This is a genomic window from Bradyrhizobium hereditatis, from assembly GCF_020329435.1.
Lineage (GTDB): Bacteria > Pseudomonadota > Alphaproteobacteria > Rhizobiales > Xanthobacteraceae > Bradyrhizobium > Bradyrhizobium hereditatis.
Genome location: NZ_JAGKJK010000008.1, coordinates 187,861 through 200,099 on the forward strand (window position 1 = coordinate 187,861; position 12,239 = coordinate 200,099).

The window sequence follows — 12,239 nt, forward strand, 5'->3', positions numbered from 1 at the left end:
GCGCGTCGTTTTGCGTTTTGAAGGTCTAAAGTTCGGGGTCAGGATTTAATTCCTGGAGTTGGGCTTTGTTCCTTTAAGCGATTCGAAGATTCAACCCGGGGGCGGCGGCAGTCGTGCTTCGGAAGGTTCGCCCAAAAGGGCGACGAAAATGAGAGGCCACGATGGCGCAGCAGACATTCACCGGTCGCAAACGCGTTCGCAAGTTCTTCGGACACATTAAGGAAGTCGCCGAGATGCCGAACCTCATCGAGGTTCAGAAGGCGTCCTATGACCAGTTCCTGATGGTCGACGAGCCCCAGGGCGGCCGGCAGGATGAAGGCCTGCAGGCGGTGTTCCGCTCGGTGTTCCCGATCTCGGATTTCTCGGGCACCTCGATGCTCGAATTCGTCCGCTACGAATTCGAGCCGCCGAAATACGACGTCGACGAGTGCCGCCAGCGCGGCATGACCTATGCTGCGCCGCTGAAAGTGACGCTGCGCCTGATCGTGTTCGATATCGACGAGGAAACCGGCGCCAAGTCCGTCAAGGACATCAAGGAGCAGGACGTCTACATGGGCGACATCCCGCTCATGACCATGAACGGCACCTTCGTCGTGAACGGCACCGAGCGCGTCATCGTCTCCCAGATGCACCGTTCGCCCGGCGTGTTCTTCGACCACGACAAGGGCAAGACCCATTCGTCCGGCAAGCTGCTGTTTGCCGCGCGCGTGATTCCGTATCGCGGTTCCTGGCTCGACATCGAGTTCGACGCCAAGGACATCGTGTTCGCGCGCATCGACCGCCGCCGCAAGATTCCGGTGACGTCGCTGATGTATGCGCTCGGTCTCGACGGCGAGCAGATCCTTTCGACCTTCTACAAGAAGATCAACTACAAGCGCGCCAAGGATGGTTGGCGCGTGCCGTTCGACGCCAACCGTTTCCGCGGCTATTCCACGGTCAACGACCTGATCGATGCCGACACCGGCAAAGTCGTGCTCGAGGCCGGCAAGAAGCTCACCGTCCGCGCCGCCCGCCAGCTCCAGGAGAAGGGGCTGAAGGCGCTTCGCATGTCGGATGAGGAACTGGTCGGCAATTACGTCGCCGAGGACCTCGTCAATCCGAAGACCGGCGAAATCTATGCGGAAGCCGGTGAAGAGATCACCGACAAGCTGCTGAAATCGCTGAACGAGCAGGGCTACAAGGAGCTGCCGCTGCTCGACATCGACCATGTCAATGTCGGCGCCTACATCCGCAACACGCTCGCCGCCGACAAGAACATGACGCGCGAGGACGCGCTGTTCGACATCTACCGCGTGATGCGTCCGGGCGAGCCGCCGACGCTCGACTCGGCGCAGGCCATGTTCCAGTCGCTGTTCTTCGATGCCGAGCGCTACGACCTTTCCGCGGTCGGCCGCGTCAAGATGAACATGCGCCTCGAACTCGATGCGCCCGATACCCATCGCACGCTGCGCAAGGAAGACATCCTGGCTGTCATCAAGACGCTGGTCGACCTGCGCGACGGCAAGGGCGAGATCGACGACATCGACCACCTCGGCAACCGCCGGGTGCGCTCGGTCGGCGAACTGATGGAAAATCAGTACCGCATCGGTCTGCTCCGCATGGAGCGTGCGATCAAGGAGCGCATGTCGAGCGTCGACATCGACACTGTGATGCCGCAGGACCTGATCAACGCCAAGCCGGCGGCTGCCGCCGTGCGCGAGTTCTTCGGCTCCTCGCAGCTCTCGCAGTTCATGGACCAGACCAACCCGCTGTCGGAGATCACCCACAAGCGTCGTCTCTCCGCGCTTGGCCCGGGCGGTCTGACCCGCGAGCGCGCCGGCTTCGAGGTGCGCGACGTGCACCCGACGCACTACGGCCGTATCTGCCCGATCGAGACGCCGGAAGGTCCGAACATCGGCCTGATCAACTCACTGGCGACGTTCGCGCGCGTCAACAAGTACGGCTTCGTCGAAACGCCCTATCGCAAGGTCAAGGACGGCCGCGTCACCGACGAGGTCGTGTATCTCTCGGCGATGGAGGAGGGCCGGTATCGCGTGGCGCAGGCCAACGTGCCGCTCGACGCCAAGGGCCGTTTCACCGAAGACCTGATCGTCTGCCGTCACGCCGGCGAAGTGCTGCCGATCACGCCCGACAAGGTCGACTATATGGACGTGTCGCCGAAGCAGCTCGTTTCGGTTGCCGCGGCGCTGATCCCATTCCTCGAGAATGACGACGCCAACCGCGCGCTGATGGGCTCGAACATGCAGCGCCAGGCGGTGCCGCTGGTTCGCGCCGAGGCGCCGTTCGTCGGTACCGGCATGGAAGGCGTGGTGGCCCGTGACTCCGGTGCTGCGATCGCCGCCCGCCGCTCCGGCGTGGTCGACCAGATCGACGCTACCCGCGTCGTGATCCGCGCCACCGAAGATCTCGACCCCACCAAGTCGGGCGTCGATATCTACCGGCTGATGAAGTACCAGCGCTCCAACCAGTCGACCTGCATCAACCAGCGTCCGCTGGTGAAGGTCGGCGACATCGTCAAGAAGGGCGACATCATCGCCGACGGTCCCTCGACCGATCTCGGCGAGCTTGCGCTCGGCCGCAACGTGCTGGTCGCGTTCATGCCGTGGAACGGCTACAACTTCGAAGACTCGATCCTGCTCTCCGAGCGTATCGTGAAGGACGACGTCTTCACCTCGATCCACATCGAGGAGTTCGAGGTGATGGCCCGCGACACCAAGCTCGGACCTGAGGAAATCACCCGCGACATTCCGAACGTTTCGGAAGAAGCGCTGAAGAACCTCGACGAAGCCGGTATCGTTTATATTGGTGCGGAAGTGCGCGCCGGCGACATCCTGGTCGGCAAGATCACGCCGAAGGGCGAAAGCCCGATGACGCCGGAAGAAAAGCTGCTGCGCGCCATCTTCGGCGAAAAGGCCTCCGACGTCCGCGACACCTCGCTCCGCGTGCCCCCGGGCGTGCAGGGCACGATCGTGGAAGTCCGCGTGTTCAACCGTCACGGCGTCGACAAGGACGAGCGTGCGCTGGCGATCGAGCGGGAAGAGATCGAGCGTCTGGCCAAGGACCGCGACGACGAACAGGCGATCCTCGACCGTAACGTCTATGGCCGTCTGGCGGACCTGTTGGAAAACCGCCAGGGCATCGCAGGTCCCAAGGGCTTCAAGAAGGACACCAAGATCACGCGCGCCGTGCTCGAGGAGTACCCGAAGTCGCAGTGGTGGATGTTCGCGTCGCCAAACGACAAGCTGATGGCCGAAATCGAAGCCATGCGGAAGCAGTACGACGAATCGAAGAAGGGCCTGGAACAGCGCTTCCTCGACAAGGTCGAAAAGCTGCAGCGTGGCGATGAGCTGCCGCCCGGCGTGATGAAGATGGTCAAGGTCTTCGTCGCGGTGAAGCGCAAGATTCAGCCCGGCGACAAGATGGCCGGCCGTCACGGCAACAAGGGCGTGGTGTCCAAGATCGTTCCGATCGAGGACATGCCGTTCCTCGAGGACGGCACCCATGCGGACATCGTGCTCAATCCGCTCGGCGTGCCCTCGCGCATGAACGTCGGCCAGATTCTGGAGACGCATCTCGGCTGGGCCTGCGCCGGCCTCGGCAAGCGCATCGGCCAGACGATCGACGGCTATTATCAGAAGCAGGATCTCAAGCCGTTGCGCGAGACCCTGAAGAAGATCTATGGCGACGATGAAACCATCAAATCGCTGAACGACAACGAGCTGATGGAGCTTGGCAAGAACCTGAGCCACGGCGTGCCGATCGCGACGCCGGTGTTCGACGGTGCCAAGGAAGCCGACATCGAGGAGATGCTGAAGCTCGCGGGCTTCGACGCCTCCGGCCAGTCGACCGTCTATGACGGCCGCACCGGCGACGCCTTCGATCGCAAGGTGACGGTGGGCTACATCTACATGCTCAAGCTGCACCATCTGGTCGACGACAAGATCCACGCGCGTTCGATCGGTCCGTACTCACTCGTCACCCAGCAGCCGCTGGGCGGCAAGGCGCAGTTCGGCGGCCAGCGCTTCGGTGAAATGGAGGTGTGGGCGCTGGAAGCTTACGGCGCGGCCTACACGCTGCAGGAAATGCTGACCGTGAAGTCGGACGACGTCGCCGGCCGTACCAAGGTGTACGAGGCGATCGTGCGCGGCGACGACACGTTCGAGGCCGGTATTCCGGAATCGTTCAACGTGCTGGTCAAGGAAATGCGCTCGCTCGGCCTCAACGTCGACCTGCACAATTCCAAGATGGGACCGGCGCCGACGTCAGAGGCGGCCGAGTAACGCCAACGGTTCCATGTCCGGCCCAAGCGCGACGACAGCTTGGGCCGGTCCTTCGCGCTCCGCTCGGATGTTGAGCGGGGTGCGGGCCAAGAAGAATTTCGAATTTGCTGCCGGTGACGACCGGCACGCGAGGAGAAGACGATGAACCAAGAAATTATGAATCTCTTCAATCCGACGACCCCGGCCCAGGTCTTCGACCAGATCCGGATCTCGATTGCGTCCCCGGAGAAGATTCTGTCCTGGTCCTACGGCGAAATCAAAAAGCCGGAGACCATCAACTACCGAACCTTCAAGCCGGAGCGCGACGGCCTGTTTTGCGCCCGCATCTTCGGGCCAATCAAGGACTACGAGTGCTTGTGCGGCAAGTACAAGCGGATGAAGTACAAGGGCATCATCTGCGAAAAGTGCTCGGTCGAGGTGACGCTGTCGCGCGTCCGCCGCGAGCGCATGGGCCATATCGAACTGGCCGCGCCGGTTGCCCACATCTGGTTCCTGAAGTCGCTGCCGTCCCGCATCGGCCTTCTGCTCGATATGACGCTGAAGGATCTCGAGCGCATCCTGTACTTCGAATACTACGTCGTGCTGGAGCCGGGCCTGACCGCGCTCAAGGACCGTCAGCTCCTGTCGGAAGACGAGTATCTGAAGGCGCAGGACGAATACGGCCAGGACTCGTTCACCGCCATGATCGGCGCGGAGGCGATCCGCGAGCTGTTGAAGGGCCTTGATCTCGAAAAGCTCGAGCAGTCCTTGCGCGCCGAGATGCAGGAGACCGACTCCGAAATCAAGCACAAGAAGCTCGCCAAGCGTCTGAAGATCGTCGAGGCGTTCCGCTATTCCGGGAACAAGCCCGAGTGGATGATCCTGACCGTGGTGCCGGTGATTCCGCCGGACCTGCGTCCGCTGGTGCCGCTCGACGGCGGCCGCTTTGCGACGTCGGACCTCAACGATCTCTATCGCCGCGTCATCAACCGCAACAACCGCTTGAAGCGGCTGATGGAGCTGCGCGCGCCCGACATCATCATCCGCAACGAAAAGCGCATGCTGCAGGAGGCCGTCGACGCGCTGTTCGACAACGGCCGCCGCGGCCGCGTCATCACCGGCGCCAACAAGCGTCCGCTGAAGTCGCTGGCCGACATGCTCAAAGGCAAGCAGGGCCGCTTCCGTCAGAACCTGCTCGGCAAGCGCGTCGACTATTCGGGCCGTTCGGTGATCGTGGTCGGTCCCGAGCTGCGCCTGCATCAGTGCGGCCTGCCGAAGAAGATGGCGCTCGAATTGTTCAAGCCGTTCATCTATTCGCGGCTCGACGCCAAGGGCCTGTCCACCACCGTGAAGCAGGCGAAGAAGCTGGTCGAGAAAGAGCGTCCGGAGGTCTGGGATATCCTGGACGAGGTGATCCGCGAGCATCCGGTGCTGCTCAACCGCGCGCCGACGCTGCATCGCCTCGGCATTCAGGCGTTCGAGCCGGTGCTGATCGAGGGCAAGGCGATCCAGCTTCACCCGCTGGTTTGCGCCGCGTTCAACGCCGACTTCGACGGCGACCAGATGGCCGTGCACGTTCCGCTGTCGCTGGAAGCGCAGCTCGAAGCGCGCGTCTTGATGATGTCGACCAACAACATCCTGCACCCCGCGAACGGTCAGCCGATCATCGTGCCGTCGCAGGACATCGTGCTCGGTCTCTATTACCTCTCGATCATGCGTGAAGGCCTGCCCGGCGAGGGCAAGATCTTCGGCGACATGGCCGAGCTCGAGCACGCCCTGCATTCGAAGGTCATCCACCTCCACACCAAGATCAAGTACCGGTGGGAGGGCACCGACGAGGAAGGCAAGACGACCAAGCGCTGGATCGAGACCACTGCTGGCCGCGTCATGCTCGGCAACGTGCTGCCGAAGCACCCGCGGATTTCGTACGACATCATCAACAAGCTGATGACCAAGCGCGAAATCTCCGGCGTGATCGATCAGGTCTATCGTCACTGCGGCCAAAAGGAGACGGTGATCTTCTGCGACCGCATCATGGCGCTCGGCTTCTACAACGCGTTCAAGGCCGGCATTTCGTTCGGCAAGGACGACATGGTCGTGCCGCACGGCAAGTGGAAGATCGTCGAGACCACCCGTACGCTGGCGAAGGATTTCGAGCAGCAGTATAATGACGGTCTGATCACCCATGGCGAGAAGTACAACAAGGTGGTCGACGCCTGGTCGAAGGCGACCGAAGAGATCGCCAAGGAGATGATGAAGGAAATCTCCTCGACCAAGAAGACGCCGAAGGGTGCCGACGCCGACATCAACTCGATCTACATGATGGCGCATTCGGGCGCGCGCGGTTCGCCGGCCCAGATGCGTCAGCTCGCCGGCATGCGCGGCCTGATGGCGAAGCCGTCGGGCGAGATCATCGAGACGCCGATCATTTCCAACTTCAAGGAAGGCCTCTCGGTGCTCGAGTACTTCAACTCGACCCACGGCGCCCGTAAGGGCCTCGCGGACACCGCGTTGAAGACCGCGAACTCCGGTTACCTGACCCGCCGTCTGGTCGACGTCGCGCAGGACTGCATCATCACATCCGATGACTGCGGCACCAAGCTCGGCATCAAGATGCGCGCCATCGTCGATGCCGGCACCGTCGTGGCCTCGCTCGCCTCGCGCATCCTCGGCCGCGTGGCCTGCGATGACGTGCGCGATCCCGCGTCCAACAACGTCGTGGTCAAGCGTGGCACGCTGATGGAGGAGTCGCATGTCGACGCCATCCAGCAGGCCGGCATCCAGGAGGTGAAGATCCGCTCGGCGCTGACCTGCGAGCTCGTCAACGGCATCTGCGGCAAGTGCTACGGCCGCGATCTGGCCCGCGGCACGCCGGTCAACCACGGCGAGGCGGTCGGCGTCATTGCCGCCCAGTCGATCGGTGAGCCCGGCACGCAGCTGACGATGCGCACGTTCCACATCGGCGGCGCGGCGCAGATCAACGAGCAGTCGTTCGTCGAGTCGAACTTCGAAGGCAAGGTCACCATCAAGAACAAGTCCATCGCCCGCAACAGCGAAGGTCACTTGATCGCGATGGTGCGCAACATGGTCGTTGCGATCGTCGATGCCGACGGAACCGAGCGTGCGACCCACCGCATCCAGTACGGCGCGCGCATGCACGTCGACGAGGGCGACATGGTCAAGCGCGGCCAGCGCATCGCGGAATGGGATCCGTATACCCGTCCGGTTCTTACCGAAGTCGAGGGCACCATCGGGTTCGAGGACCTGGTGGAAGGCCAGTCGATCTCGGAAACGCTCGACGAATCCACCGGTATCGCCAAGCGCGTCGTCATCGACTGGCGTGCGTCGCGGGGCGGGGCGGATCTGCGTCCGGCGATCGTCGTCAAGGGCAAGGACGGCAAGGTGCTCAAGCTGCCGCGCGGCGGCGATGCCCGCTACATGCTGTCGGTCGACGCCATCCTGTCGGTGGATACCGGCGCGAAGGTCAAGGCCGGCGACATCCTGGCGCGTATCTCCACCGAAAGCGCCAAGACGCGTGACATCACCGGCGGTCTGCCGCGGGTGGCCGAACTGTTCGAGGCCCGCAAGCCGAAGGACGCGGCGATCATCGCGGAAATCGCGGGCACCATCCGCTTCGGCCGCGACTACAAGAACAAGCGTCGTATCTCGATCGAGCCGATGGACAAGAACGAGGAGACGCGCGAGTACCTGATTCCGAAGGGCAAGCACATCCATCTGCAGGACGGCGACATCGTCGAAAAGGGCGATTTCATCGTCGAAGGCAATCCGGCGCCGCACGACATTCTGGCGATCAAGGGCATCGAGGAACTCGCTGCCTATCTGGTCAACGAAATCCAGGAGGTCTACCGGTTGCAGGGCGTGCTCATCAACGACAAGCACATCGAGGTGATTGTCCGTCAGATGCTGCAGAAGGTCGAGATCACCGACCAGGGCGATACCGACATGATCTCGGGCGAGCAGGTCGACAAGATCGAGTTCGATGCGCTGAACCTGAAGGCCAAGGAAGAGGGCAAGAAGCCCGCTACGGGAACGCCGGTTCTGCTCGGCATCACCAAGGCGAGCCTGCAGACCCGCTCGTTTTTCTCGGCTGCCTCGTTCCAGGAAACCACTCGCGTGCTCACCGAAGCCGCCGTCAACGGCAAGGTGGACCCGCTGGAAGGTCTCAAGGAGAACGTCATCGTTGGCCGCCTGATCCCGGCGGGCACCGGCGCCTCGATGGCCAAGATCCGCGAAGTCGCGGTCAAGCGCGACCGCCTGATCCTCGACGAGCGCGAGAAGCAGGCTGCGATCGTACCGACGGCTCCGGAAGCGGAACCGCTGGCGCTGCCGCCCGCGGAGTAACGGTTCTGTTCCGTTCAACAAAAAAGCCGGCCGCAAGGCCGGCTTTTTCTTTTTGTGGGCGGCGAGCGCAGGCTTCACCCGGACGGGTGACGCCTGCTATCAAGTGCGGGATCGTCCTGCCGTAACGGTAATGCTTGCAATTGCTCATGAGCGATGTGGCTCATCTTGAACCTCTGATCGACCGCATCTACGAGGCGGGACTCATTCCATCCCTTTGGCCGGCGCTGCTCGGCGAACTCGGTGCGGCGGTCGGCGGCAATGGCGGCTTTCTGTTCGGCGTGCGCGACGGATATGTCAGCGCGGTCAATTCCGTCGAATATGACGAGCTCATGCCGGTTTTCCTGAACGAGGGGTGGAGCGAGCGCGATCCGAATCTGCCGCGCGCCATTGCCCTCAATCGCGCGGGCTTCGTCACCGACTATGATCTCCTCTCCGAGGAGGAGATGGCGACCAACGATGTCTACTGCAATTTCTACCGCAAACACGGCCTCGGCTACCGGGCCGGGACGATCATTCCGATGCCGGTCGGCGATTCAATTGCGATCGTGCTGCCACGGCATCAGGATCGCGGCCCGGTGCCGCAAGAGGTCGTTCATCTGCTGGACGGGCTGCGGCCGCATCTGGCCCGGGCCTCGCTTGCGGCAAACCGCCTCGGCTTCGAGCGAGCGCGCGCTCAGGTCGACGCATTGCAGGCGCTGGGTCTACCGGGTGCGGTGCTGCGGGGCCCCGGCCGCCTGCTGGCGGCAAACGGCCTGTTCGATGCGCTGATACCGTCGCTGTTTCAGGATCGCGCCCAGCGCGTGACGATTGCAGATATTGCGGCCGACGCGCTGCTTGGCGAAGCGCTCGATACGCTGCCGCCTGCCGGCAGCCGGACCGTGAAGTCGATACCGGTCGCCGCCACGGCGGCTCACGTGCCGATGGTTCTGCACGTCGTTCCCGTCCGCGGCTCCGCGCGCGATGTTTTCACGCGGGCCGCCGCACTGTTGGTGGTGACGCCGGTCGACCGCGCCGCGGTGCCGACCGCGAAGGTCCTGCAAGGCCTGTTCGACCTGACACCGGCGGAAGCGCGGGTGGCGCGGGGTATCGGCCAAGCCGAGAGCATCGATGCGCTCGCCGACGCGACGGGCGTCAATCGGGAGACGGTGCGCAGTCAGCTCAAGGCCGTCCTGTCGAAGACCGGCCTGTCGCGCCAGCAGGAGCTTGTCAGCCTGCTCGCCGGCAAGGCGTTCCGAGGGGGCTAGATAGTCCGCGTCGGCAGGCTCTAGGTAACCAAGCCCGACTTTCCCCTCGGCGGAGTAGGTTTTCCGCAAGAATACGGTGCGAAGACAAAAGGCTGGCGCAAGGCGGCCTTTTTGCTGCTTTGTTTAATTGCTGCGTTGCGGGGACCTGCTTTGTTCATCTTCCCTTCAGGGTGAAAAGCGCCTTTGCTATGCGGTTAAAACCGGCTGATTTCCCTATGGCAGGGGGGCCGGAGGGCGACGGAAACGACATGTTGGATCTTGCAATCGTAGGCGGCGGCCCGGGCGGGCTGATGAGTGCGTGGTATTTGAAGAAAAAGCTCGGCGATCTCTGCCGCGTCACGATTTACGAGGCATCCGACCGCCTCGGAGGCAAGATCGTTTCGCGCAAGTTCGATTCCGCGCCGGCGATGTATGAAGCGGGCGTTGCCGAAATCTACGATTACTCAATGACCGGCCCGGATCCCCTAAGGGAACTGATCCAGCATTTCGGCCTGCAGACCATCCCGATGGACGCCGAACAGGTGCACCTTGACGGCGCCCTGCTCAACGACGTCTCGGGCATGCGCCGCAAATATGGCGAGAAGACCGCGGCGGCGATCGAGGCGTTCCGCAAGCGCTGCGCCGAGATCATGTCCCCGATCGAGTATTACGAGGGCGTCGGCGCCCACGACAACGAGCACCCCTGGGCCTACATGACTTGCGAGGAAGTGCTGGACAAGGAGGTCGACGATCCCGTCGCCAAGCGCTTCTTCAAGGTGATGGCGCGCTCCGACATCGCGACCGAGAGCCACAACACCAACGGCCTGAATGCGCTGAAGAACTTCGTGATGGATATCGACGGCTATATCGGCCTGTACTCGATCCAGAACGGTAATGAGCAATTGATCGAGTGCCTGCGCTCGGAAGTCGATGCCGACATCCAGCTCAATCACCGCGTGCTCAAGGTCGGCAAAACTTCTGCTGGCCGCTATCAGCTCAACATGATGAACGGGAAGGGGCCGGAAACGCGGGATTTCGACCTGGTGCTGATGTGCCTGCCGCATTCCTGGCTCGCCACCATGCGTTGGGATGGCGAAGAGCTGCGCAAGTCGATGGTCAAGCACGTCGCCTATTTCGACAGGCCTGCGCACTACTTGCGAATTTCTATCCTGTTTGACGAGCCGTTCTGGGACGAGAAAATCCACGGCGCCTGGTTCATGTCGGAAGCGTTCGGCGGTTGCTGCGTCTACAATGAAGGCGCCCGCCACGATGTCGGCAAGCACGGCGTCCTCAACTGGCTGATCGCGGGCTCGGACGCGCTGGCCTTTGCCAATCTCAGCGACCAGGAACTGATCGACGCTGCGCTGAAATCGCTGCCACCCTCCCTCGGCAATGCCCGCAATCATTTCATGGAAGGAAAGATCCACCGCTGGTTATCGTCGGTGAACGCGTTGCCAGGCGGCCTGCCGGTGCGCGACGTCATGACCAATCATCGCCCGGAGCCGAAGGAGCATCCGGGGCTCGTCGTGGTCGGCGACTATTTGTTCGATTCGACGCTCAACGGTCTGCTCGACTCCTCCGACGCTGCCACCGATATCATTCTCACCGAGATGATGCGGTTGCGCCGTGCCCGCGCCCAGCAGGGCGTGGCATCGTCCGACAAGATCGATCGTGATTATTTTGAGAACTACCGCGGGCTCGGTCCTTACAGCGAAGTCTGGAGCCGGTTTACCGATCCGGACTATCTGATGGAGCTGATCAAGATCGTCTGGAACCGGGCCAAAGGCTACAAGCTGCTTGTTGCCGGCTCCGCCAGTGGTGAGTTGGTCGGCGCGCTGCGCGAGCGCGGCGTTGACGCCTGGGGCATCGAAAACAACCGGGCGATCCACGCCAGGACGCCGAAGGCGCTGCGTAAGTTCAACAAGCTCGGCTCCATCGTCGACATGCCGTTCAAGGACGACACGTTTGATTTCGTATTCGAAACCAGCCTGTGCCACGTCACCGAAAGGCAAGTCCCGCGGGCGGTGCGCGAGCTCAACCGCGTCGTGAAGACCGGATTGGTGTTCGGGTCAGTGACGTCGGACATGGCTCCCGCCCTGATCGACCGCTACGACCTGTTGCGCGGTGTGAAGAAGCTCGGCACTTGGTGGGAATGGTCCGAACTGTTCTTCGGCAACGGCTTCGACCTTGCGATGCACCGTCGCGATTGCACCGACGCGGTGTGGGCCGCGACGCTGGCGGCCAACAAGGGGCCAGGGCAGTGGTACGCCGACGCCGACAGCCTGCGCTATTCGTTCTTCGACAAGATCGAATCAGACGACTGAGGCTCAGGCCGGTTCTGATCGATAAGGAAACCGGCCGCTCCATTTGTTTTGCCGAATTCATCCTGATCGCT

The 12,239-nt window shown here is 62.5% G+C and carries 4 protein-coding genes; all 4 read left to right on the forward strand.

What is annotated here, in order from left to right:
* The first annotated feature begins 161 nt into the window (after positions 1 to 161).
* The 4 genes from rpoB to J6524_RS20170 all read left to right on the forward strand — a co-directional run bounded on the left by rpoB (position 162) and on the right by J6524_RS20170 (position 12,168).
* A complete protein-coding gene (rpoB, locus tag J6524_RS20155) occupies positions 162 to 4,280 on the forward strand; it encodes a DNA-directed RNA polymerase subunit beta (protein WP_225673631.1) in 4,119 nt (1,372 codons plus the stop codon).
* Positions 4,281 to 4,421: 141 nt separating this feature from the next.
* The gene (gene rpoC / locus J6524_RS20160) at positions 4,422 to 8,621 is read left to right on the forward strand and encodes a DNA-directed RNA polymerase subunit beta' (RefSeq protein WP_225673633.1); all 4,200 of its coding nucleotides are present in this window, start codon (positions 4,422 to 4,424) and stop codon (positions 8,619 to 8,621) included.
* A gap of 146 nt (positions 8,622 to 8,767) precedes the next feature.
* A complete protein-coding gene (locus tag J6524_RS20165) occupies positions 8,768 to 9,865 on the forward strand; it encodes a helix-turn-helix transcriptional regulator (protein ID WP_225673635.1) in 1,098 nt (365 codons plus the stop codon).
* 248 nt (positions 9,866 to 10,113) lie between these two features.
* Entirely contained in the window at positions 10,114 to 12,168 is a 2,055-nt protein-coding gene (locus tag J6524_RS20170; protein WP_225673637.1) for an FAD-dependent oxidoreductase, read from the forward strand.
* The last annotated feature ends 71 nt before the right edge of the window (positions 12,169 to 12,239 follow it).

Coding starts and splice junctions, on each gene's coding strand:
- rpoB (WP_225673631.1), top strand. CDS start 162: ATGGCGCAGCAGACATTCACCGGTCGCAAACGCGTTCGCAAGTTCTTC.
- rpoC (WP_225673633.1), top strand. CDS start 4,422: ATGAACCAAGAAATTATGAATCTCTTCAATCCGACGACCCCGGCCCAG.
- J6524_RS20165 (WP_225673635.1), top strand. CDS start 8,768: ATGAGCGATGTGGCTCATCTTGAACCTCTGATCGACCGCATCTACGAG.
- J6524_RS20170 (WP_225673637.1), top strand. CDS start 10,114: ATGTTGGATCTTGCAATCGTAGGCGGCGGCCCGGGCGGGCTGATGAGT.